The sequence below is a fragment of the Vibrio sp. 10N.222.52.B12 genome (assembly GCF_002875385.1).
In the GTDB taxonomy this organism is placed as follows: Bacteria; Pseudomonadota; Gammaproteobacteria; order Enterobacterales; family Vibrionaceae; genus Vibrio; species Vibrio jasicida.
Genome location: NZ_MDAW01000156.1, coordinates 36,862 through 61,304, shown reverse-complemented (window position 1 = coordinate 61,304; position 24,443 = coordinate 36,862). Strand labels below are relative to the sequence as shown.

Sequence of the window (24,443 nt, the reverse complement as noted above, 5' to 3'; positions counted from 1 at the left end):
AACCATGAAACGAACATACTGGCTACTAGCAAGCCTTGCCTCTTTGACTTTAACAGGCTGCTTTGAAGGCAACGTAACAACGGAAGAATTGTGCCAAAACAATCCCAAACTGCGTTGCGAGCAACTCAACATGGACGATGGACAGTGCCGGATTCCTAGAACGAATTTAGTCTGGCATCGATTTGAGTTACTCAAAAGCCCAACAGAAGCGAACCAGATCACCGAATACGCTTTGGTTGCTGAGTACAGGAAATGCCTTGAGCTTGCCTCTCAAATTACCCCTATCGATCAAAGCGCGTTAAAAAGAAAACGTTTCGATGCATTAGTGCATAGCATTGACGAATTAGAACGTATCGTCGCGACACTAAAAGGTTCTGACGATCCTGCGACCCTATACTTTTTATGGTCTCAGACGGGAGACGATCAAGCGAGGCGTCAATTCTTGCAAATGGAAGGATCCCCTCAACTTAACAATGCTGAGATGCAATATGCCTTAGCGACCTTCTATACCAATAGAGACCAGCAAAAAACGTTAACATTACTTCATAATTCGCTTTCAATGTCTAACGAGAACAACCTCAATCCAGCCATCCTCAAGTCGCTCGCGAGCATCAATCAAGGGTTAGGTAACAAAGAGCAGGCCTATTTATGGGCGATGGTAGCCAAACGCTTTAATGTTCCGCTCGCCAATGAGCAACAATTAAAGCGTATGTTCAATTTTTCAAAGACAGAGAAATATGAACAACTAGACGATTTGGCTAAATCTATTTCGAAGTCGATAGAGAAAGGGAATTATTCGCCAAGGATGATCCCAAGCAATTTATAAAATAAAAAACTCCCATTCATATTGGGAGTTTTTTATTTGTCTCTCGGCTTATCTTGAGTGGGCAATTACTATTTTATTAATTGAAAGGATGAAACATTCTTTCAAGCATTATCCGGCTTATTGGTCAGATTTGTTGAAAATTAACGACACCGAGTTTACACAATAGCGTTCGCCTGTTGTTTGCGGCCCATCTTCAAAAACATGACCTAAATGACTGTCACAAGCGCCACATCGAATCTCTGTACGAACCATTCCGTGACTCAGATCTTCTAAATAACGGACCGCGGTGTCATTAATTGGCGCATCAAAACTTGGCCAGCCACACCCTGAGTCGTACTTATTATCAGAGACAAATAGAGGGGCATCACAACACGTACAGGCATAGACGCCTGTCTCTTTGTTGTGAAGCAGTTTACCGGAGAACGGAGCTTCTGTTCCTTGCTCGCGACAGACGCGAAACTCTTCCTCAGAGAGCTGCTCACGCCACTGTTCATCGGACTTCGTTACTTTTCTTCCGCTTTGTTCCACCAATTCCTGTTCCTTATTTCTTATTTTTGGCAATGACTTTTTTAGCAAAAAACTTGCTTCTCGTAACAGTTGTAGCACATACTTTCTCACCAGAACACCATGTGTAATTAATTTGATACGAGTACTTATCTCGGAAGTTATATTACGCCAACTGGGATGTAGAATAACCAGTTAAAAGTTTAAAAAACGAGCATTTGCGAAGAATTGTTAAAAAAAGCGTCGCTTTTTTTTGACTTTAAACAAGTTAAGTCCGATTATCTGTTGCAGATGTTTACTGGATTCTGTAATTTTACTACCAGTTATCTTTAATCAGAAATTAAGTTGTGGAGCAACTATAATGACTATCAAAGTAGGTATTAACGGTTTTGGCCGTATCGGTCGTTTCGTATTCCGTGCAGCGCAAGAGCGCAACGACATCGAAGTTGTAGGTATTAACGACCTTATCGACGTAGATTACATGGCATACATGCTTAAGTACGACTCAACTCACGGCCGTTTCAACGGTACTGTTGAAGTTGAAGGCGGTAACCTAATCGTTAACGGTAAAACTGTACGTGTAACTGCAGAGCGCAACCCTGAAGATCTAAAATGGGATGCTATCGACGTTGACGTAGTAGCTGAAGCAACTGGTCTTTTCCTAACTGACGAGACTGCACGTAAGCACATCACTGCTGGTGCGAAGAAAGTTGTTCTAACTGGTCCTTCTAAAGACGCAACTCCAATGTTCGTTATGGGCGTAAACGATTCAACTTACGCAGGTCAAGACATCGTTTCTAACGCTTCTTGTACTACTAACTGTCTAGCGCCTATCGCTAAAGTTCTTAACGACAAGTTCGGTATCGTATCTGGTCTTATGACTACAGTTCACGCTACTACAGCTACTCAAAAAACTGTAGACGGTCCTTCTGCTAAAGACTGGCGCGGTGGTCGTGGTGCTTCTCAGAACATCATCCCATCTTCAACTGGTGCTGCTAAAGCTGTAGGCGTTGTTCTTCCAGAACTAAACGGCAAACTAACTGGTATGGCTTTCCGCGTACCAACAGCTAACGTTTCTGTAGTTGACCTAACAGTTAACCTAGAGAAAGGCGCATCTTACGAAGCTATCTGTGCAGCAATGAAAGAAGCTTCTGAAGGCGAACTAAAAGGCGTTCTAGGCTACACTGAAGACCAAGTTGTTTCTCAAGACTTCATCGGTGAAGTTCAAACTTCAGTATTCGATGCTAAAGCTGGTATCGCTCTAACTGATAACTTCGTTAAAGTTGTATCTTGGTACGACAACGAAATCGGTTACTCAAACAAAGTTCTAGACCTAATCGCTCACATCTCTAAGTAATTATTACTTAGCTGAAAAGCAATTAGCGAAGCTTGTGTTTGAAACATAAGATTTGAATAAAAGGCGGCTCTAGAGTCGCCTTTTTTGTATCTGGAATTTGAGAGAATGAAGACTCGACGTTGCACTCAATGTGCGAAGTGCGTCTAAAACGCTCTCCCTCCCAGCGATAGGAAGCAACACATGGATTTAAAAACTCTCCCAGCTCTAACCGTGCTATCTGATAACGTCACTATTGTCGAAGTTGATCAGGTTAAAGTCGTTCGCGTTATTCATGAGAAAGCAACGGCAGGTATCGCACTACACGGTGGTCATGTCGTTTCGTTTACACCAGCAGGCCAAGAAGACCTAATCTGGATGAGCGAAAAAGCAATCTTTGATGGCAAAGCGGCACTTCGTGGTGGTATTCCTGTTTGTTGGCCTTGGTTTGGCCGCATCGCAGCGCCAGCTCATGGTTTTGCGCGCACAGCAGAATGGGAATTGGTTGAACATCGTGAGAACGACAACGGCGTGATCGTCGAACTTGCTCTCTTCCCAACCGAAGAAACTCACGACATCTGGCCACATATGTTTGATGCTCGTCTTGTTGTTGAAATCAGCGACGAGCTAAAGGTGACACTGAAAGTCACCAACATTGATGATGAAGAGTGGACATTCTCAGGTGCACTACACACATATCTAAACGTTGGTGATATCAAACAAGCACAAACAACAGGTATGGGACCTGAGTACATCGACAGCTTAAAAGAAGGTGAAATCTGCCAAGGTGGTGATGTCCTTCAACTAACTGATACTATCGACCGTGTTTACACTCAGCCAGAAGCGAAAATCTTGGTGAAAGACCCAGTGTTAGATCGCACGTTGAGCGTTGAAAACCAAGGCCATAACTCAGCAGTATTGTGGAATCCTTGGGCACAAGGCGCACAAGGCATGAGTGACATGGCAGACAACGGCTACGAAACCATGATGTGTGTTGAATCGACAGTGCATGCGCCAAGTATCGAGCAAGGCAAGATGTTACAGCCAGGTGAGACACATGAACTTATCACTGTGATTTCAGCGCAGTAATACAGTTTAAAGGCCGGTTCTCCCGGCCTTTTTTTACATTTCCAAAGCACAACACAAGAATCACTCATGCCATACTAAGTCCAACCAAAACGAGTCGAGATAATGGTGTAACGATGAAATACCGCATTTATTCAATATCGCTTCTTACGGGCTTATTGTTTGGCTGTGCCAACACTGAGGTCTCGTTACAAGCCGAAAAGAACGTCGCCGAATACAAGCAGTTGTCGTCAACACGATATCAAGTCTATTGCCCCACCGGAATCTGCCACTTCCAAGTTTCTGCGAACCAGAAAACGGCAGTAAGCATTGAGATGTTCTATTCCGAAAATAAACCGTTCAAGAAGATTGAGGGGCTGACCTACGACAATCAAAATCAATATCCTACGTCGAATGTTTTTACTCTTCCTGTAAAATCAGACAACGAGAGAATATCTGTGCAAGTCATCGACTATTACAGATAACTCCACTCCGTTATCGCTTTGAATAACGAATAATCGATTCTCGATACAGTGAAAGTAGTGTATCGCTTTTCACACCGACCCCAACGTTTTGTGCGGAGAAAGCGCTCCACTCATCGTGCATGTATTTGCGTTGATCCGTTTTCTGAATCGTCATCCCTTCGGCAGGTCCATCAGTCACCACTCGGACGGCACCACTGCGCAAAGTAAACAGCTTAGGATCAATGACATACGCAATTGCAGAAGGATCATGGACATGGCAACCATCCATTCCAACCTTCTCGGAGTAAAACTTCAAATAGTAGCGGCTCACATCCCAAATAAACTGCCCTACTTCTCCCGCATCCTCACGCAGCTGGTCTAGGTATTGCCCCGTAAAGAAGCTCTCTTCCGTAACATCTAAACCGATGATGACGACTGGCCACGAAGCCGTGAATACCTTATCTGCGGCATGAGGGTCGTCATGAATGTTTGCTTCCGTAAATGGCGTAACATTGCCTCGATGATCGTTCTCACCAAAAGCACCGCCCATTACAACCACTTCCTTAACCAAGTTAACGATTTCTGGATCTGCTTCCAAAGCGAGCGCAAGGTTAGTTAAAGGGCCCACGGCCACCAAGGTGATTTCTCCCGGTTCTGCTCTAACGCTGTCGATGATGAACTGATAGGCAGGCGTATCAATGGCACTTACATCCAGTGCGCTCGGCGCTTTTACATCACCAAAACCTGCTTCACCGTGCACGACAACCGTTGCTCCAACCGGTGCTTTTACTAAAGGCTTATCCGCACCTTTCGCAACCAAGGCTTTCATACCAAACTTCTGTTTTAGGTAAAGGGCGTTTTGCGTCGCGTTGTCTATCGTTGCATTGCCATAAACGGTTGTAATGGCCATAAGGTCGATATCAGGATGGGCTTCAGCAAAAAGAATGGCCATCGCATCATCGATGCCAGGATCTGTGTCTAGGATGATTTTCTTTGTCATATCAGCTTCTATTAAACGCTTGGAAAGCCCCAACAATACCTATAAAAAACAAGGATAAACGTGACCAAAGCCGAAGGTATGAGCTTTCTTTTAGTCGCTGCTCCTTACTATTGCTTCAACCAAATAGATGAAATTTTCGCCCACTAGTATCAAATTCATTGGTGGCTCAACTTACTCAACCTTATTTGGTCATTCCATTTCTGCAATAAAATCACCCAGCCAGCGGTCATTTGTTATCTAAGCTATTGGTTGCTCTTATTTTTTGACAATTAACTTAATAAATATCAAAAAAACTCGTCATATAAATCGCTAGCATGCCGATACAACATTTATAACATCTATCAATAATCAGGAAAGACACTACATGCTAGACAAATATCGGAATCAAAGTGTCGGTTTTCAGCTCAAGCTGGTCATCACACTGTGTCTGCTTATTGCATTTTCAAGCATTGCTGCGCTTGTTTATCAAAACGCTTCAAACGTACTTTTAGAAAACACGCTGAAAGAACATCAATCTAAAGTGGAATCGATGGCGAAAACCATTGCAGGCCAGTTCAATGCTTATCTGCACACGGCAGAAGTTTTGGAATCAACCTTCCGTAATGGCTATTTGGCGGGCGTCTATGTAGAGAGTTACAACGTCGACTTTCAAGGTCACCAAGTACCAAACATCACCCAATACAGCGAAAGCTTGATTGGTGACACTAAGTTAGTTGATAGCTTCACTCGTGACACTGGCGCTGTTGCGACCCTGTTTGCTCCAATGGGCAACGACTTCATTCGCGTCGCTACTTCACTAAAAGATCCTCAAGGTAAAAGAGCACTTGGTACTACATTGGGGCTTAACCACCCGGGTTACCAAAAGCTTAAAAACGGCCAACCTTACTATGCGCAAATCAAACTTTATGGTGAGCGCTACATCACCTACTACGCACCTTTAAAAGACGCGAATGGTAAGGTCAACGGTATCTCATTCATTGGTTTACCTGTTGAGCGCGCAACCCAAGATCTATTCAGCTCGCTACAAAGCGTAAAATGGGGTGACACTGGTTACACCATTATTCTGGATAACGAAAAAGACAACCAAGGTCACTACCTTCTTCACCCAAAACACGAAGAGAGCGATCCACCGATTCAAGAAGTGTCTGACTACAACGGCAACAAGCCTTTCTACCAACTTTTCGAACAAGAAAGTGGCTTAATTCGCTACCCATTTGAGTACCAAGGCACCGTGGGTGAAAAGTACTTGGTTTACACTCAAGTACCAGGTTGGAACTGGAAACTCTTAGGTGGCACTTTCATCAATGAAGTCACCAAAGGCAGCCAAGCTTTACTTCAACTGATTGCGACGATTTCTCTAATTGTGGCAGTGGCAACTTTTGTGGTGCTTACGCTTGTTCTTAACCGAACGCTAAATCCACTCACCGTTTTGAATGGCTACATGAACCGTTTAGCAAAAGGTGAAGTGAGTATTGATATTCCGGCTTCAGGTAAAGCATCGAAAAACGAAATCGTTAACTTGAACAACGGCGTTGCCAATATGGCGGGACAACTGAACGAGTTGGTTGGTCAAATTCGCTCGACTAGCGACCAAGTTGAAAGTAACTCGACCAGCGTTGTGGATGATGCAAACCGCAACCTCATGCAATCGGATCTTCAACAAGAACAGGTAGAGCAAGTGGTGACTGCAATTGAAGAGATGGCTTCGTCTGCTCAATCTGTCGCTCAGCAAGTTGAGCAAATTGCCGAAAATGTGCGCTCTGCAAACACTGATAGCCAATCAGGTCTCGAAGTCGTTGAAGGCGTTTGTATTGATGTGGCTCAGCTAAACGACCAAATCGACCAATCTGCGGCAGCTATCGAGCAAGTGAACCGTGACAGCGAAAGCATCCAAACCGTGACGAAAATGATTGATGAGATCGCAGAGCAAACCAACCTACTTGCGCTTAACGCAGCAATTGAGGCTGCACGTGCCGGTGAACAAGGCCGTGGCTTTGCTGTAGTGGCTGACGAAGTGCGAACGCTTGCTCATCGTACTCAGACCTCCGTGAAAGATGTCGTAGAGATCATCGAGAAGCTTAAAGGCTCCACCAGCAATGCCGTAAGCATGATGACGGAAAGCCAGCAAAACGCGAATAAGGTATTGGATAAAGCACAAGAAGCAGGCACCGCGCTGGAAGCTATTGCAGGACAAGTTCAGTCCATTGCTTCTCAAGCCGATGCTATTGCTGCAACCTCAGAAGAACAAGCTCAAGTTTCTCAAGAGATTGCCGCAAACGCGCACTCTATTAGCGAATTGAACCGCGAAAGCCGTGATACCAGCGCTAAAACATCGCAAAGCGCAACCGAGCTACAGCACCAAGCACACAACTTAAAACAGCAAGTGGATTTCTTCCACTAACCCTCCAATAAAACCGATAAAAGAGCCGATAATTCGGCTCTTTTTTGTTTCGCTTGCAGCATCCCTTTTTGATAGAATTTGCCGCCCTACTTCCTGTCCAGAGATCGTCATGAACTATCAATGTCCTCTATGTCACCAACCTCTTGAGCTAACAGCAAAGACGTTTAAGTGTGAAAACAACCATCAGTTTGATTTAGCAAAAGAAGGCTACGTCAACTTGATGCCAGCGCACCACAAACGCTCAAAAGATCCAGGTGATAACAAAGAGATGATGCAAGCACGTCGTCGCTTTTTAGAAGGCAATCATTACGATCCGATGCGCCAAGAAGTCGCAAGCCTATGTGCCAAATACACCGAAGGCACAAGCCATCAATTGTTGGATATTGGTTGCGGCGAAGGCTACTACACAGACCAAGTTCAGCAGTCTCTGCATTCACAAAATGAAGAAGCGACGGTGTATGGTCTGGATATTTCTAAAGTCGCCATTCGTTTCGCGTCTAAGCGCTACCCAAATTGCGATTTCAGCGTGGCATCAAGCCATCGCTTGCCGTTTGCAGAGCAATCTCTAGATGCGATTCTACGTATCTACGCTCCGTGTAAAGCAGAAGAGCTACAACGTGTGATTAAAGACAACGGTGTCGTTATCACAGTCACGCCAGCAGGCCGTCACTTGTACCAGTTCCGTGAACGTATCTACCAAGAGATACGCTTGCACAACGAAGAACCAGAGAACATTGAAGGGTTCGAACTTGAGCATCAACAAAAGCTCAACTACACCATGGACCTAAAAGAAGGCGTCGCATTCGACCTACTGCAAATGACACCATTCGCATGGAAAGCCAGCGACGAGCTTCGCGAAGAGCTAAAGTCATCTACACTTTTCCAATGTGAGGCTGACTTTATGTTGCGTGTTTACCGTAAGAAATCGATTCAATCTGAGAATGAAGCATAAAATGTAACGCTAATTATTCTCATTACCATTGATTCATTTATCAGCCTCCATTAATATCATTCGGACATTTTTGGAGGCTTTTTAATGCGCTTTTCTACACTAAGTCTGATTTTTGCAGGCTTGCTTACTGGCTGTGCTTCAAATGCACCGACCGCTCCCAACGCCGTAACTGACGACGTAACCAGTTTCTACGACTACCAGCTTCATGCCCCTTCCGGTGAAGCCATCTCAGTCAATCAGCTAACCCCAGCCCTACAACAAGCCGATGTAATTTTGATTGGCGAATGGCACACACACGCAGGTATTCACCGTTTTCAGACTGACATGCTAAAGCAGTTGTCTTCTACTAGTCGTCCTCTTGCTCTTTCAATGGAGCAAGTCACACGCGACAAGCAAGCAATCTTAGATTCATACTTAAACGGCGAAATTGGTGAGCAATACTTTATGAAGCAAAGTAATGCTTGGCCAAACTACGAAAGTGATTACCGCCCGCTGGTTGAGTTTGCCAAGCAAGCTGATATTCCCGTGATTGCCGCAAATGCGCCGAAAAATATTGTGCGTTGCATTGGCCGCCAAGGCATCGATTACTTAGAGAAGCTCGACAGTGATGAGCGCAGTTTTGTCGCGGACGAAGTCAACACAGCAAACAGCCCATACAAAGAGAAGTTCATGGCATCCATGCACCACGGCAAGCCAGAGCAGACCGAAAAGCAATACGCAGCTCAGGTAACATGGGATGAGACCATGGCAGAGTCTATCGTCAAATACCTAGAGCAACACCCAAGTACTCAAGTGGTTCACGTCGCGGGCAAATTCCATACTGAAGGCGGTTTAGGGACAGCGGCTTCTATCTTGAATCGCAACCCAGATTTAAACGTCGTCGTCATTACCCCTACTGCAGACATTACTTCAGACGGTTCGGATTACCAATTAGAAGTCCTTGCGCCACCTGTGCGTTATGTACAAAACGCAAACCGCATGGCCGCGTACAAGCATCTAGCTAAGCGCAACAGCGATCTTCAATGTAAGTAATTGGAAAAATCCGACCACGACTTAAGATAAATAGGTCTGCTTTTTGCTAGCTATTCTAGATATACATAGAAAGCGGCAAAAACAGACCTATTTTTGTATTTGATTGATTCAAGAAATAGCCTTTGCCGTCGATATAGGGATAACTGCTTTTTATACCCAAGTAACCTCGAGATGCTAGGTTCAGCGAGAATGACTTGGTTTGTAGACGCGGCGGCGATTTAAAGGTTTGGTGGATCCAAATCAAGAATCGACAACAAAGTATACAAGCCAAGTCAACTCGCCCTTCGGGAGCGTGTCATTGACCCAATTTCTGCGTCAAACAACTTGGAAAGAGCCAGCTATTACGCTGCGTTGTTTTCCTTGACCTCGAATCAATGACAACGCTCTGAATCCTGCATCTTGAAGTCACTTGGGTATACCTGCACTCATGAAAGAGTGTCGTTGTTCGAAGGGGTAACAGATGAATCCAGTAGGAAGCAATTCAGTCAACCGTCAATCGGTTTATAGTAATGCAGCACAGCAAAATAACCGAGACCAAGCGAAAGTGGCTGAACAAAGTGCCAATGCCGCACCATTAAAGGTCGACCAAAATACGGTCACGCTGTCCTCTGAAGGGAAAGCCTTACTCGTCGCATTACAACAGATAGATCACGAGAGCAAAAAGGTGGAAGCCGAAAATAAGACCGTTGGTGACAAAGTCGAATCTTTCGCTCATGGCGCACTCGGGATGGATCACCCAGATACGATTGAAGAAGAGGATGATGGCTCATACTCTGCTGGTCAATATTTGTCTGCGGCATTGACCGTTGGTGGTATTATTCTCGCTCTTGTTTAAAATATCGCCTTAAATTATTGGTTAAAAAAGAGTTTTTTCCGTTACGACAACCATCCTCATTTGAACACTGTTTTTACCCAAGTCCATAATGGATAACTATTCATTAACGGACGATGAACTGTGAAAAATGCATTTTCTCTCATAGACAAACCAACCTTCTTTGGCGCTATCGCGCTGTTACTTTCTATTGTCTTTCCATTAATTATGTTCCCGACTGAGGGTGCAGAATGGATTGCGATCGCAAAAACCTTCATGACGGATAAATTGGGGTTCTTGTACCTTGCACTCGGCCTTGCTGCCTTTATTTTCATGATTTACGTTGTCTTCAGCGACATGGGACAAATCAAACTCGGTGACCCTGACGAGAAACCAGAATTTACTACTGCGTCATGGGCGGCGATGCTGTTCTGTGGCGGCATCGGTGCCAGCATTCTTTACTGGGGTTGCATCGAATGGGCGTATTACTACCAATCACCACCTTTTCAACTAGAACCAGGCAGTGAAGAAGCGGTGCGTTGGGCGGCGACCTATGGCCTCTTCCACTGGGGCCCAATCGCATGGTCTATCTACCTTATCCCTGCTCTGCCAATTGCGTACTTCTTCTACGTACGTAAACAACCCGTTTTGAAAGTATCCAGTGCATTGATGCCAGTGCTTGGCGAAGAACGTAGTAAAGGCGCCGCCGGTAAAATCGTTGATGTACTGTTTATCTTCGGCCTGCTTGGCGGTGCCGCAACGAGCTTAGGTTTAGCCGCTCCGTTGATCGGCGAAGGTCTGCATTATCTTTTCGGTATGCCTAAAAACACATATAGCCAAGTGTTAGTACTGCTGATCTGTACGGCCATTTTTGCTTACTCCTCTTACGCAGGTATGGAGAAAGGCATTAAAGTTTTAAGCAACATTAACTTCTGGGGTGCGATGGGCTTACTGGCGTTCATCTTAGCGGTTGGACCTACCATCTTCATGCTGGAAACGGGTTTAGACTCGATTGGCCGAATGCTGTCTAATTTCTTTGTAATGGCAACATGGGCGGAACCGTTCGGCGGTTACGGTACGTTTGATAACACCCACTTCCCACAAGATTGGACCATTTTCTATTGGGCATGGTGGCTAGTATTTGCACCTAGCATGGGCTTGTTTGTGGCGCGTATCTCTCGTGGTCGTACTATCAAACAAATGGTATCTGGCTCGATTTTCTTTGGTTCTCTAGGCTGTTTCTTATTCTTTATGATTCTAGGTAACTATGGCTTGTCGCTACAGTTATCAGGAGAACTAGACGTTGTTGCTATCCTAAATGCAGAAGGCGCAACCGCGGCGATCTTCTCGATGTTAGATGCACTGCCAATGAGTACGTTAGTCATCGCCGTGTTTACTGTGCTTTGCATTATTTTCACTGCCACGACCTTTGACTCGATTTCCTACATTCTTGCGTCTGTTGTACAAAACAACGTCACGGAAGAACCAATGCGTTGGAACCGAATGTTCTGGGCATTCACCTTATCCTTTCTTCCAACGGTTCTGATGTTTATGGGTGGGTTAAGCACACTACAGACCGCGGCTATCGTGGGTGGTTTACCTTTGTTGGGTATCTCAATCATGCTGATGGTTTCTGCGGTACGTGCAACCACGCTGGATATTCGTCATCAAGAAGATTACATCGAACCAACCATCAACATTGAAGAGCTACCAGAATTTGATCCGTGGTCAACAGAAGGCATGGCAATGGCGAAGTTTGAACGTGCGCGTGATGCAGCTCAAGATGCGGCAGAAGAAGAGCGTGAAGCGTTAGCCGAGCTCATGAAACTACGTAAACGAATTCGCGCTTTTGCTCTGGAGCATAGCGACGACAATGATTTTGCTGATCATCACTTACCTCAGGAGATGCAGGATGAGCTGCAGACCCTATTGGATAATGTCATGAAAGCAAAAGAGAGAAAACTCGAGCTATCTGATGCGGCCCAGCAATCAAGAGTCGAGTTTAATCAAATCGTGGCCCAAAGCCCTGCTTACGCGGTGTAGCTTTAGCTCATGACTTTCCACTCCTAAACCTAATTCAAGCCCACTTCTGTGGGCTTTCTTATTTCTGCACTAGTAAAAAGAAATGAAGTACACATGAACCTTTTGTGACGGTAGCAATTTTGTCATAAATCCTTGTTTTAATTTGCACGCTTTTATAAATAAGGAATATACAATGAAGCACTTAGTGACCCCAATTGTGACCGCAGTAGCGGCGTCCACGCTCTCTTTCAATGCTCTATCAGCAGAAATCAAAAACGTTATCCTAATGATTGGTGATGGCATGGGCCCTCAGCAAGTAGGCTTGTTAGAGACTTACGCGAATCACGCACCAAACTCGATTTACAAAGGCGAAACGACCGCCATTTACAAGCTCGCACAGGAAGGGGTAATTGGTTCATCCTTGACCAACCCTGAAGATGCGATTGTCGTCGATTCTGCTTGCTCGGCCACAATGCTCGCTACTGGCACCCCGACGGCATCAGAAGTGATCGGTATTGATAGCCAAGGTAATCACGTGGAAACCATTTTGGAAAAAGCCAAAGCGAAAGGCAAAGCAACAGGCTTGGTGTCGGATACACGAATGACACACGCTACACCAGCAGCTTTTGCTTCTCATCAACCGCATCGCTCTCTCGAAAATAGTATCGCAGTTGATATGCTAGAGACCGGCGTGGATGTGATGCTTTCTGGCGGCCTTCGTCATTGGATTCCTAAATCAACCAACGAGAAAGGCGACACATACAAACAACTTGAGAAGCTGACCCAGGGTGACGTTTACCTAAAATCGAAACGCAAAGACGAGCGAAACCTTCTGACGGAAGCGCAGCAGCAAGGTTACAGTTTGGCGTTTAACCGCAATATGCTTGAGACCTCCAACGGCGATAAGCTACTGGGGTTATTTGCCTATTCAGGCATGGATGATGGCATCGCTTACAGCAAAAACAAAAATGATCCGAAACGGACTCAACCGTCACTAGAAGAAATGACCGTAAAAGCGCTCGATATCCTATCTAAGGATAAAGATGGCTTCTTCTTAATGGTCGAAGGAGGTCAAATTGACTGGGCGGGTCACAGCAATGACGCCGGAACCATGTTGCACGAACTGATTAAGTTTGATGAAGCAGTGAACTCTGTATACGAATGGGCAAAAGGCCGTGAAGACACGTTGGTGATAGTCACTGCCGATCATGAAACCGGTTCATTTGGCTTCAGTTATTCTTCCGCTGATTTACCCAAACCACAAAAGCGCAATGGTGAGGCTTTTACGAACCGCGATTATGCTCCCAACTTTAACTTCGGCAAGTTCGATATTCTTGATGGACTTTATAATCAAAAACAAAGCTACTACGGCATGATCAGCGAGTTTCAAAAGCTTGATAAAACAAAACAAACACCAGCCAAATTGGCCGAAATCGTAAACGAAAATAGTGACTTTTCTATCACACCAGAACAGGCAGAGCGCGTCTTAGCAAGTAAACCAAACCCTTATCGCTTAGCAAGCCACAAATATTTAAGTGAAGAAAACGTCCCAGCAATTAACGATTTTGATGCGTTTTTTCCTTACAACGATAGAGGTAACCTACTCGCTCGCGAACAAGGGACGAAACAGAATACAGTTTGGGGAGCTGGCACACATACGCACACCCCTGTAAACGTATTTGCTTGGGGGCCAGCTGGCACGATTTTACCTATCTCCAAGATCATGCATCACTCTGAGCTAGGTCAATACCTCATCAAGCAAATTAACTAACTCGTCAACGTATAACCACACTCACGCCACTTTCGTGGTGATACTCAAACGCTCTCTTCTGGGAGCGTTTTTTTGTGATAGAAACGGTTGACGGCTTACTCCCTCCCTTCAATAATTGCGGCTCTTTTATAAAAACGAATAACCTTATGTGCGAAATATTTGCTAAACAACCACAAGAAAACTATCAGTTTGTTACCCGCTCCATCCGCATTGATGGCCATGCCACCAGCGTAAAGTTGGAATCGAGTTTTTGGTTGATTCTAGAAGAAATTGCCTCTGCCCAAGACATGACCGTACCTAAGTTCATCACGACCGTTTACCAAGAAGCGTTAGAACACAACGGGGAGGTCAATAACTTCGCCTCTCTGCTTCGCTGCGCCTGCCTTACCTACGCTCGACAACCACAAGCGACGCTAGATCAAGCACTAAGTGAGCAAAACTAACCACTCACGTTATTGTCGTACCTGAGTACTACCAAACTCGCGCTAAAACTGACTAGTCTAGGCGCAGTATTAAGGAGTACTCATGACAAAAATGATTCATACCATGATTCGCGTAAGCGATCTGGAGCGTTCTCTTAAGTTTTATCGCGACGCACTTGAGCTAGAAATCAAAGACCAATACGTATTCGACGGCTTTTCTCTTACCTACTTAGCAAACCCTGAAACGGGATTCGAGTTAGAACTCACTCACAATCACGACCAAAGTGAGCCATACACACATGGTACGGCTTACGGGCACCTTGCGGTAAGCGTAGAAGACATTGCGGCAACTTATCGACGCTTGAACTCGCTAGATATCGAAGCGAGCGACATCAAAGTCTTTGACCATCAGGAAAAACACTTAGCGACATTTTTCTTCATTACCGACCCAGACGGCTACAAAATTGAGTTCTTGCAGCGTCAAGGTCGCTATCTCTGATAGTAAGTTCTGTCCTAACAGAAACTGCCACTATCCCCCTTTAATAAAAACAAAGAAGCAAACACAACTATGATTCATTTAACTGCTGCATTTCACGCAAAACCTGACTGCGTATCTCAACTAAAACAAGCATTAGAAGCGATGCTAGAGCCGACTCGAAATGAGACGGGCTGCGTGCGTTATCACTTGTTCCAAGACAAAAATGACCCAAGCCAATTCTTATTCCAAGAGCAGTTTGCAGACCAAGCCGCGTTTGACGAACACTGCAAAACAACGCATTTCCAGACTCTATTGAGTGAGATTGATGGTTTACTTGCCAGTGAGCCAAAAATCACGTTCTTGGATGAGCTGTAATCTTTACTGCTAAACCGATAAAAAAGGCGCTCTAATTGAGCGCCTTTTTGTTGATTTTGGATTCAAGTAAAAGAAATTTATGCTTCTTTCTTTTCCACCATGTGCAAATGCACATCTTGTTGTGGGAATGGAATCGAAATGCCTTCACGGTCGAAGCGCAGTTTCACTTCTCGGGTTACATCCCAGTAAACATCCCAGTAGTCATCCGTTTTAACCCAAGGACGAACAATGAAGTCAACTGAAGAAGTGTTCAGTGTATGAAGCTTGATCATTGGCTCTGGAGAACGAAGTACTGAAGGGTGAGACGTCACGATATCTGCCAATACTTCTTCTGCTTTTAGTACGTCATCTGAGTAACCGATACCAAAAACCATATCGACACGGCGAATGCGCTCATGTGTCACGTTCTTAATCACGTCACCCCAAATCTTGCTGTTTGGCACGATGATGATTTGGTTATCGAAAGTACGGATTGTTGTGTTCACCAAGCTCATGTGGCTTACCTTACCGTCTACACCACCTGCGTAAACAAAGTCACCAACATCGAACGGACGGTAGATCAGTAGCATCATACCCGCAGCGAAGTTTGAGAGCGTATCTTGTAATGCGAAACCGATGATCACACCAGCAATACCGAAACCGGTCAGGATTGGAGCAAGGTTAAGGCCGATTTGAGATAGACCAACCATGATACCGATGATCCACACGGCTTTGCCTGACATCGAGATAAAGAAGTCTTGCATCAAGTGTGACAGCTTCAAGTTCTTCGATGCCACCGTCTTGCTAACCACTTTACGCGTTAGCTTCGCCAGTGCGCGGGCAATCAGCAGGATCAGAGCAAACACAAACAACTGGAAGATGTGCTGTGGTGCGTTCTCAGCAAACCAATCAACCATTGAGTTCGACCAATGGCTCAAGATAGACAGAATTACTTTGGTGTTCAGCAAGTCGTGAGTAATGCTGCCTGTTACTTCAAAAATCTGACGTTTATATTCAGAGGTTTCTAAACCAAGGTTGTCACCAATCGTAATCAGAGTACGCAAACTCTCTGTCGCCACGTTCAATCGCTGCTTGAGAATCAATTGGTTCAACTGAAGTGATGCTTTTTCCGACTCTGGGCTAGAAGAGACTTGCGAACCAATGATCTCACTCTGCTGGTTCAAGTACTCAATCGAAGCAGACAATAAGCGCATGCGCTTATCGACACTATCTTTAAATTCTGAGTCAGCATCCTTGTCTTGAATATCAAGGCTCTTTAACCATTTTAGGTTTTGCCAACTCGACTCGTAGCTTACATCTAAATATTGTTGCAATTCGCGATATTGATTAACGAGCGACAGTTTGTCTTCATCTTTGGCTTTATTGAGTTCTTCATTTAGCGCTATGATTTTATCATCCAGATAAGCGACAGCGCCTTCGGAGTACATCTCTTGAGTTTTTACCAGCTCAATCAACGTCTCGTGAGGAATCGATTTATTGCTGATCGCTGTTGAAAGGCGGCTTCTCAGTTCTTCATTTTTCTGGAACAGTTGCAATTGCAAAGCATCGCGTTCATCACCACGGGCCTGCTTTAAGCTTTCCGACAAATCAATGATATCTTGATTGATATTATCGATGGCCTTTTCAGCGGCAGAAACCTCTGGCACTTCTACGACCTTTTCTGTGCTTTCTGTTGCATTAACAATGAAGGAACTCATCGTCAAAGCAAACGCCATAAACAACACCTTGAATGGTGTAAAACGCACTGTTAGGGGGGATAGTAACGTCATTTTTACCTCGTAAGGGACGAACTTGAACGGGATGGTCAAGCGCCGGGATATAAATCCTTGAAAGTAGATGCTGTAAGTTTACACCACGAAATAGAAAACGAGCACTAATAAAAAGTGCGTACTAAATTCACAATTCTCCTCTTATGACAACTCAATTCATGTGCCACATGGTGTACGTCTCTGATATTTGCCTAATCGAGCACAAAATAAAATAAAACAACGTGAAATAAGCAACAAAATGCTTATTTTTCCTGACATTATAGAAAACCCTGCTATGTTTATTTTTGCTGCCGTCATTGCTATTAACCCTACAAAAAATAGCAATAAGTGGAATTAATTCAATAAGATAAGGGATTCACCATGCCTCTTCATAAAAAATCAACCGTTCGTGGCTCAATCCTAGACGATGTGTATTCGTCTAAAGATCTTTCCATTGTTATGCCCAAGTACCGTATTCCAGAGCATGAGCATGCTCCCGATCATGCTTACCAAGTTGTCCATGATGAGCTCATGCTTGATGGCAATTCGCGTCAGAACCTTGCGACATTCTGTCAAACATGGGTCGAAGACGAAGTCCACAAATTGATGGACGAGTGCATCGACAAAAACATGATCGACAAAGATGAATACCCTCAAACGGCGGAAATCGAATCTCGATGTGTGCATATGCTTGCCGACCTTTGGCATGCACCGGATGCTGAAAACCCTATGGGATGTTCAACAACAGGCTCAAGTGAAGCGGCAATGCTAGGCGGCATGGCGCTAAAATGGGCTTGGCGCGAAAAAATGAAGAAGCAAGGCAAACCAACTGATCGCCCGAATCTTATCTGTGGCCCAGTTCAAGTTTGTTGGCATAAGTTTGCGCGCTACTGGGACATTGAACTTCGCGAAATCCCAATGCAAGGCGACCGTCTTATCATGACCCCAGAGGAAGTAATCAAACGTTGTGACGAAAATACGATTGGTGTTGTCCCAACGTTAGGCGTGACCTTTACTTGCCAATACGAGCCAGTACAAGCGGTGCACGAAGCGTTAGATAAGCTACAAGAAGATACCGGGCTAGATATTCCGATTCACGTTGATGGTGCGAGTGGTGCCTTTCTTGCCCCATTTTGCGATCCAGATTTAGTGTGGGACTTCCGTTTACCAAGAGTAAAGTCCATCAATGCCTCTGGACATAAGTTTGGCCTTTCCCCACTTGGCGTTGGTTGGGTTGTTTGGCGAGATGCCGATGCTCTACATGAAGACTTGATCTTTAACGTCAACTACCTCGGTGGCAACATGCCCACCTTTGCACTCAATTTCTCTCGCCCTGGTGGTCAAATCGTTGCTCAATATTATAACTTCCTGCGTCTTGGCAAAGAGGGCTATCGTAAGATCCACGATGCTTGTTATGACACAGCTCGTTACCTTGCCAAAGAAGTCGAAAAAATGGGTATGTTCCACATCATCTATGATGGACATGGTGGTATCCCTGCACTGAGTTGGTCAATAAAAGATGGCGCAAACCCAGGCTTCAATCTTTACGATCTTTCTGATCGCATTCGATCTCGTGGCTGGCAAATTGCGGCTTACGCTATGCCTGCCGAACGCGAAGATCTAGTGATCATGCGTATTTTGGTTCGACATGGATTTAGCCGAGACATGGCGGATCTTTTGATTTCCGATTTACAACACTGCGTGGACTTCTTCGACAAGCATCCTGTCGTCAACGGTAGCGACGCTGATGAGTCGAGTAACTTTAACCACGGCTAATTGTCCCCTTCCACTTAAAGCAAGGAACTCTCATGGTTCCTTGCTCTTATATCAACAAGTTCACAGGTGACACTATGTCCTTTCTATTTAGTTACTTGTCAGAAAATCCGTTCGTTTTTCTCTTTCTATCTCTCGCTATTGGATACCCGCTTGGTCGACTTACATTCAAAGGAGTGAGCCTAGGAACAACAGCTGGCACTTTAGTTGTTGGTGTTGCTTTAGCTCTTACCTCCTTTTCGGTTTATGGGCTAAAAATTGAAGAGCCGGGTCTGGTCTCAGATATCTTCTTAATGATGTTCATGTACGCGATTGGGATGAAAGTTGGGCCACAATTTTTCTCCGGTCTTGCTAGAGGAGGGATCGACTTCGTCGTCATTGGTTTGATTGTCGTGTTCAGCAATTTTGCGATTGTTGTCATCGGCGCCAAGCTAATGGGTCTGGAGCCCGGCTACGCCGCTGGCATCATTTCTGGCAGTTACACAGTGACCGCCGTAATGGGCGTAGCGCAGTCAGCAATTAGTTCAGGCGCATTTACGCCACCTGAAGGGATGAGCATTGATCACGTCAGTGCCAATATTGCGGCGGGCTACGCGATAAGTTATGTCCTTTCGACCGTCCTCATCATCTTGTTCATTAAGTACCTCCCTTCTCTCTTTGGTATTGACCCCGTCAAAGCAGGTAAAGAGGCAGAAGCGGAATTCTCAACTGGCGATGACAACGAGAAACTCCCAAGCACCTTTGGGTTTTCAGACGTGGGCGTCCTACCGATTGATGTTCGTGCCTATAAAGTCACACACCAAGAGTTAGTTGGCCGTTCAGTGCAAGAGTTGTATCAGAAGTTCCCTGATGCGGCCGTGCTTAAAGTGGTTCGAGGTGAGCAAGTCATTGATGCTTCTGATAATCCAATGCTTGAGTTAAATGATGTTATTGGCATTCGCGGAGAATATCGCGTCTTGATTGCGGAAGGTGAAGCCGATATCGGAAATGAAGTCGATGAGCCACGCGCAAGAAATGTCGACATTGAAGTGGCTGATATTCACGTTGGTAAATCTGAGCATGCAGGGAAAACTGTCGCACAATTGCATGCCGAAGTCGGCTTTGGTGTTTATTTCAAAGCGATATTTCGACAAGGCCACCAGCAACCTTTATTGCCACAAACTAAGGTCGAAGTGGGCGATGTTGTGCGTATTGCAGGCTCCCAATGGTGCGTAGAACAAACCGCATCCAAACTCAATAGCGTTCCGATTGTAGAGAGTACGGTCACTGAAACCTTCTACCTCGCCCTCTCCCTTCTTATTGGCTATGTCTTTGGACATTTGAGTGTCACCGTTGCAGGTATCCCTTTTGCCCTTGGCACATCGGCGGGTTGCATGTTAACCGGGATCGTTTTCTCATTCCTACGAACTCGTAACCCTAGCTTTGGCGGCCCAATGAGTGAAGGGGCAAGAAGCTTTCTACAAGACATCGGCCTAAACCTATTTGTCGCGGTATTAGCGGCAACCGTGGGGCCGAAAATCTTAGCGTCATTCCAAGGCATCATTGTCATCAAGATAGCTTTACTAGGTGTGACTGCAGCACTCGTACCACCTCTGCTAGCTTGGTTATACGGATTGTACTTCCGCAAAATGAACCCTGCTATTTTAGCGGGAGCCTGTGCCGGAGGGAGAAACAGTACCCCTGCAATGAAAGGAGCCCAAGATGCAAGCCACAGTGACATGCCAGCGATTGGCTACCCCGTGCCATACGCATTAACTTCAGTTTTAGTCCTGATATTAGGTTACATCGCGATGGTCATCAGTTAGTTAAATCTACGCTTTTGGATGAATGGTCTATGATTGAAACGTAACCATGAATGCGTAACGACACGTACCTAACACAATAATGAGTAAGGAGAAATTATGGGCTTTCTATCTTGGATTATTCTAGGTTTGATTGCAGGAGCATTGGCTAAGTGGCTGATGCCTGGTAACGATGGCGGTGGCTGGATTGCCACTATGGTGCTAGGTATCGTTGGTGCTTTTGTTGGCGGTTTTTTAGGCAGTTTTGTTGGCCTAGGCGGTGCAGACGGTGTAAACATCGGCAGTATCGTCACTGCGACTTTAGGTGCTTTCGTTATATTGTTTGTCTATAACCGTTTCTTAAAAGGTTAGGTACTTTTGCCTCACCCCAAAATAAACAAGCCTTTCAATGAAAGGCTTGTTTTACATTCGGCTATGGGCGATTTGGGTGATTTAAAATGTGGTCTTCCCAGTCCACCACATCGATTTCATACACCACTTTATTTCGTACACTTTCCCCTGCTGCGTGCATTGCAGACTTAGAGCCAGTGATTAATGGGTGCCATTCTGGCAGTGGCTGGCTTTCTGCCAACAAGCGGTATGCACAAGTGTGTGGCAGCCACGTAAAATCATCAATATCTTCACGCGTCAGCTTGGTGCACTCTTCGCCTGAAGTAAAACGGTTCGGGTAGTCTTTGCACGAACATGTTTTGCTGTTCAGCCAACTACACGCCACGTTGGTGTAGTAGATTTCGTCCGTATCTTCATCCATTAGCTTGTGCAGACAACATTTGCCACACCCATCACAGAGAGATTCCCATTCTTCTTCTGTCATGTTCTCTAACGATTTACTTTGCCAAAATGGAGTGCTCATACGCTTACTACTTATTTCTCGAATGGGAATGAATTGGGTGCGTTTTATACCCCTCTGACAACAAAAGTTCAAGTTTTGCCGAATTTCGCCCCGTAATACGAACTATTATCAACGCTTGTTCTATTTCACTAGCAAGGGCGATCAACATTGATATTTTTACTAATAGTGATTCCTATCCTATGGTTTTAGCTCATAGTGTGAATAAAGGAATCAATATTATGAAGCTCGCAATGATCACCATTATCTCTCTTGTTTCGTTCGGAGCTGCGGCAAGTACCGATGCAGAACTTTGTCAACAATACGGCAAGGATCTAGCGTCTAATGTTCAAGAAGGTCAAGCAACGTTCCTAACGGAAATGTCCTCTCGCACCGAGGCTGGAACCTGGGGTTTAAGCATGCAAGAGTGCAACCGTTATATCCAACAGGCTAAACGCGATCAGAATTTTGAAGTCGCTGCTTTACTTAATGATGAGTAAAAAGGACTTAATGACGAGTAGAAAGGGCTAACTTTGTTGGCGTGAATTCACGCACGCCTCTTCCAATCTGACGAGAAATGGCCATAATGCCCCCTTCATTTTTACGAGGGCTTTTAGATGGATTGTCGATTAGGTTGTGGGGCGTGTTGTATCTCACCAAGTATCTCTTCTCCGATTCCGGGCATGCCAAAAGGCAAACCTGCTGGAGAGCGCTGCATTCAATTAAATGACGACAACTTATGTAAGCTTTTCGGAATGCCTGAACGCCCAAAAGTTTGCCACGACTTCAAACCTTGCCCAGTTGTGTGCGGCAAAACGAATCAAGAAGCGATAAATAATATCACCGAACTTGAACAACTGACCTAGTCGTTACTACCCAACTCTCTCAAGTAAAGGTAAATAGTATCGCGTGAAATACCGAGATGATTTGCCACCATCAATACCGCATCTTTGTATTTAAAAATCCCCAAACCTTGTAAACGCGTGACCAGTTCACGGTTGCGTTTTGAAGGGGAAATCGCTTCGTTCGACCACACTTCTGCTTGTACGGTCTCAATGGTACTAATGATGGTTTCATCGATGTTACGAGCGAAGGTTTCTGGTGAACGTGCGCCCGCACAGCAGTCATTTTGTTGAGTTGGCATAATCGATCTCAAAAAATCTTGCATCGGTACATCCATGTCGACGTTGATACACAATAACCCAATAGGTTTGTTCTTTGGGTTACGGACAATGGTCGTGATGGAATGCAAGGTTTTACCGCTTACGGTTTTCGTCACATACGAATCTGAAACGTCGTTACCTTCAAGCAGCTTCATTCTTGCTAAGTTGGTAATCGGTGCACCTTCTCCACGCTCAGTAACATGGCCATTGGCAATTTTGATGATTTCCGGAGCTTCTGCATCAAGACTGTGAAGAACGACTTCAGTATGTTCACCGTACATACGAGCAATGCCATCGACGACGTTCTTCATCGAATTCAAAATATCTAAATCACTTTTGGTGAGTTTCTTAAGCTGCAATTTACTTCCCTTAGCAAAAACTTTGAGGCTAGGCCGACATGATGTCGATAATAGATTTGTCAGTATACGGCATACCAAGTCTAACCATAGAGCCTACGTTTCTTATAGTTTGTTCGACTTCGTCGCCTACTATACCTTGATTCTTCACACTGTGGTTACCCATCGCCATCAAATATGAGCGAACTGCCGTCGTTGATGAGGTGCAAACTTTCATTGCACAAGATGACTTCGCGCCATCACACACCATGCCTGAACTGTCACTAATGACGTTTTGAATTGCAGAGCAAGATTGCTCAAACGAGCCGCCTGCTAGATACACTAGTGCCATGGATGCGGCAGCACTAGTGACGGTGTTACCACAGAATGCAGATAAAGGTGGGTAGTATGACTTAATGTAGATCGCGCCTAAATGACTCATGATTAGTGCGCGAGCGAGTTGTTCTTCGTTACTTTGAAACGCTTCTGCTGCGATAACAACCGGAATCGTCGCGGCAATACCTTGGTTACCGCTGCCAAAGTTACTCATCGCTGGCAGCGTCGCACCGCCCATTCGAGCATCGGATGCTGCAGAGGTCATCATTTGGATTCTGCTCATCAGATCATTACCAAGCAACCCCTGTTCGATATTGCCTTTTAATGTCCGGCCGATTTCTAAGCCGTAACCTCGGTCGATACCCTCTTGCGCTAAGGAAGAGTTGAGTTCAGCCGCTTGCAGAATGAATTTGATGTCATCAAATGGCGCTTGAAGGGCAAAGTCGTAAATCTGCTTAATAGAGATATCCACCCCTTCACATACTGATCCTGTCGCGACTCGCTGCTGCAAAGGGGCATCGAACGTCACCGCTCCATTGCGAGTGATCTGGATAATATTAGTGTGTCCACCGCTGATAGTCACCGAGACGGTGTCTTCTCCAACGCTCATGGTGACACTGCAAAAGATAAATTCTTGTGTATCAATGCGAGCAACACTGACTTGCTCTTCATCAATAAGTTGCTGGGCTGCAGTCACATCGTCTTGATTAATTTTAGCGAGTACTTCCAGTTCTGCGTTTGGGTCTCCCGCTAATGCCCCAACTGACGCCGCGATCTTAAGGCCAATTTTCCCAGTGCCGGGAACGTAAACCCCCATTGAGTTTTTAAACAAGTTATCTGAGACACGTACTTCAATCATGTCCGGGGTTTGGCATCCAAGCTCACGCTTTGCAACTGCTGCCGCATATGCAGCAGCAATGGGTTCGGTACATCCGAGGGCAGGTTTCACAACTTGCTTAATGATTTGGATATATTGGTTCCATTGCTGATTCATGCTTCTT

Annotated in this window: 24 protein-coding genes; 18 read left to right on the top strand and 6 right to left on the bottom strand. The window is 45.1% G+C overall.

Annotated elements, in window-relative coordinates:
• The first annotated feature begins 4 nt into the window (after positions 1-4).
• A complete protein-coding gene (locus BCT11_RS24720; RefSeq protein ID WP_102389526.1) occupies positions 5-826 on the top strand; it encodes a DUF2989 domain-containing protein in 822 nt (273 codons plus the stop codon).
• Between the two features lie 117 nt (positions 827-943).
• Here BCT11_RS24720 and msrB read toward each other — a convergent pair whose 3' ends face one another.
• Positions 944-1,357: a peptide-methionine (R)-S-oxide reductase MsrB gene (gene msrB / locus BCT11_RS24715; RefSeq protein WP_080774313.1), complete on the bottom strand. Its 414-nt coding sequence runs from the start codon at positions 1,355-1,357 to the stop codon at positions 944-946.
• A 334-nt stretch (positions 1,358-1,691) separates the two neighbouring features.
• On the opposite strand from msrB, the gene gap reads away from it, so the two are divergent.
• The 3 genes from gap to BCT11_RS24700 all read left to right on the top strand — a co-directional run bounded on the left by gap (position 1,692) and on the right by BCT11_RS24700 (position 4,213).
• A complete protein-coding gene (gene gap, locus BCT11_RS24710; protein ID WP_038871258.1) occupies positions 1,692-2,687 on the top strand; it encodes a type I glyceraldehyde-3-phosphate dehydrogenase in 996 nt (331 codons plus the stop codon).
• 180 nt (positions 2,688-2,867) lie between these two features.
• Positions 2,868-3,752: a D-hexose-6-phosphate mutarotase gene (locus BCT11_RS24705; protein ID WP_102389525.1), complete on the top strand. Its 885-nt coding sequence runs from the start codon at positions 2,868-2,870 to the stop codon at positions 3,750-3,752.
• A 113-nt stretch (positions 3,753-3,865) separates the two neighbouring features.
• On the top strand, positions 3,866-4,213 hold the full coding sequence (locus BCT11_RS24700) for a spore gernimation protein (protein ID WP_102389524.1): 348 nt from the start codon (positions 3,866-3,868) through the stop codon (positions 4,211-4,213).
• 10 nt (positions 4,214-4,223) lie between these two features.
• Here the strand turns inward: BCT11_RS24700 and BCT11_RS24695 are convergent, their stop codons facing one another.
• Positions 4,224-5,192, bottom strand: a complete 969-nt coding sequence (locus BCT11_RS24695; protein ID WP_102389523.1) for a nucleoside hydrolase — start codon at positions 5,190-5,192, stop codon at positions 4,224-4,226.
• Positions 5,193-5,556: 364 nt separating this feature from the next.
• Here BCT11_RS24695 and BCT11_RS24690 point away from each other — a divergent pair, with 364 nt between their 5' ends.
• From BCT11_RS24690 to BCT11_RS24650, 9 genes are all read left to right on the top strand, one after another.
• Complete coding sequence (locus BCT11_RS24690) at positions 5,557-7,593, top strand: Cache 3/Cache 2 fusion domain-containing protein (RefSeq protein ID WP_102389522.1); 2,037 nt, start codon at positions 5,557-5,559, stop codon at positions 7,591-7,593.
• A gap of 109 nt (positions 7,594-7,702) precedes the next feature.
• The gene (gene rlmA / locus BCT11_RS24685) at positions 7,703-8,545 is read left to right on the top strand and encodes a 23S rRNA (guanine(745)-N(1))-methyltransferase (protein ID WP_102389521.1); all 843 of its coding nucleotides are present in this window, start codon (positions 7,703-7,705) and stop codon (positions 8,543-8,545) included.
• Between the two features lie 84 nt (positions 8,546-8,629).
• On the top strand, positions 8,630-9,577 hold the full coding sequence (locus tag BCT11_RS24680; RefSeq protein WP_102389520.1) for a ChaN family lipoprotein: 948 nt from the start codon (positions 8,630-8,632) through the stop codon (positions 9,575-9,577).
• A gap of 460 nt (positions 9,578-10,037) precedes the next feature.
• Positions 10,038-10,412, top strand: a complete 375-nt coding sequence (locus BCT11_RS24675; RefSeq protein ID WP_038881897.1) for a hypothetical protein — start codon at positions 10,038-10,040, stop codon at positions 10,410-10,412.
• A 120-nt stretch (positions 10,413-10,532) separates the two neighbouring features.
• The gene (locus tag BCT11_RS24670; protein ID WP_038871275.1) at positions 10,533-12,431 is read left to right on the top strand and encodes a BCCT family transporter; all 1,899 of its coding nucleotides are present in this window, start codon (positions 10,533-10,535) and stop codon (positions 12,429-12,431) included.
• Positions 12,432-12,603: 172 nt separating this feature from the next.
• Complete coding sequence (locus BCT11_RS24665) at positions 12,604-14,181, top strand: alkaline phosphatase (protein WP_102389519.1); 1,578 nt, start codon at positions 12,604-12,606, stop codon at positions 14,179-14,181.
• 146 nt (positions 14,182-14,327) lie between these two features.
• Positions 14,328-14,624, top strand: a complete 297-nt coding sequence (locus BCT11_RS24660) for a ribbon-helix-helix domain-containing protein (protein WP_038871280.1) — start codon at positions 14,328-14,330, stop codon at positions 14,622-14,624.
• Positions 14,625-14,706: 82 nt separating this feature from the next.
• Positions 14,707-15,102, top strand: a complete 396-nt coding sequence (locus BCT11_RS24655) for a VOC family protein (protein ID WP_038871282.1) — start codon at positions 14,707-14,709, stop codon at positions 15,100-15,102.
• 69 nt (positions 15,103-15,171) lie between these two features.
• The gene (locus BCT11_RS24650) at positions 15,172-15,456 is read left to right on the top strand and encodes a putative quinol monooxygenase (protein ID WP_020195700.1); all 285 of its coding nucleotides are present in this window, start codon (positions 15,172-15,174) and stop codon (positions 15,454-15,456) included.
• A 77-nt stretch (positions 15,457-15,533) separates the two neighbouring features.
• Here the strand turns inward: BCT11_RS24650 and BCT11_RS24645 are convergent, their stop codons facing one another.
• Entirely contained in the window at positions 15,534-17,225 is a 1,692-nt protein-coding gene (locus tag BCT11_RS24645) for a mechanosensitive ion channel domain-containing protein (protein WP_038871288.1), read from the bottom strand.
• 360 nt (positions 17,226-17,585) lie between these two features.
• On the opposite strand from BCT11_RS24645, the gene BCT11_RS24640 reads away from it, so the two are divergent.
• From BCT11_RS24640 to BCT11_RS24630, 3 genes are all read left to right on the top strand, one after another.
• Positions 17,586-18,980 (top strand): glutamate decarboxylase, encoded by a 1,395-nt coding sequence (locus BCT11_RS24640; RefSeq protein ID WP_038881900.1) that lies wholly within the window; start codon positions 17,586-17,588, stop codon positions 18,978-18,980.
• 74 nt (positions 18,981-19,054) lie between these two features.
• Positions 19,055-20,782: a hypothetical protein gene (locus BCT11_RS24635; RefSeq protein ID WP_038871386.1), complete on the top strand. Its 1,728-nt coding sequence runs from the start codon at positions 19,055-19,057 to the stop codon at positions 20,780-20,782.
• A 96-nt stretch (positions 20,783-20,878) separates the two neighbouring features.
• Complete coding sequence (locus BCT11_RS24630) at positions 20,879-21,130, top strand: GlsB/YeaQ/YmgE family stress response membrane protein (protein WP_005439775.1); 252 nt, start codon at positions 20,879-20,881, stop codon at positions 21,128-21,130.
• A 61-nt stretch (positions 21,131-21,191) separates the two neighbouring features.
• Here the strand turns inward: BCT11_RS24630 and BCT11_RS24625 are convergent, their stop codons facing one another.
• A complete protein-coding gene (locus BCT11_RS24625; RefSeq protein WP_038871294.1) occupies positions 21,192-21,632 on the bottom strand; it encodes a YcgN family cysteine cluster protein in 441 nt (146 codons plus the stop codon).
• Positions 21,633-21,850: 218 nt separating this feature from the next.
• Here BCT11_RS24625 and BCT11_RS24620 point away from each other — a divergent pair, with 218 nt between their 5' ends.
• Both BCT11_RS24620 and BCT11_RS24615 read left to right on the top strand, forming a co-directional pair.
• Entirely contained in the window at positions 21,851-22,108 is a 258-nt protein-coding gene (locus BCT11_RS24620; RefSeq protein ID WP_038881903.1) for a hypothetical protein, read from the top strand.
• Between the two features lie 117 nt (positions 22,109-22,225).
• Complete coding sequence (locus tag BCT11_RS24615) at positions 22,226-22,474, top strand: YkgJ family cysteine cluster protein (RefSeq protein ID WP_038871300.1); 249 nt, start codon at positions 22,226-22,228, stop codon at positions 22,472-22,474.
• On the opposite strand, the gene BCT11_RS24610 is transcribed toward BCT11_RS24615, so the two are convergent.
• The gene (locus tag BCT11_RS24610; protein WP_045405696.1) at positions 22,471-23,130 is read right to left on the bottom strand and encodes a PAS domain-containing protein; all 660 of its coding nucleotides are present in this window, start codon (positions 23,128-23,130) and stop codon (positions 22,471-22,473) included. The genes BCT11_RS24615 and BCT11_RS24610 overlap by 4 nt on opposite strands.
• A 28-nt stretch (positions 23,131-23,158) precedes the next feature.
• Positions 23,159-24,436 (bottom strand): L-serine ammonia-lyase, iron-sulfur-dependent, subunit alpha, encoded by a 1,278-nt coding sequence (locus tag BCT11_RS24605; protein ID WP_102389518.1) that lies wholly within the window; start codon positions 24,434-24,436, stop codon positions 23,159-23,161.
• Positions 24,437-24,443 lie beyond the last annotated feature (7 nt).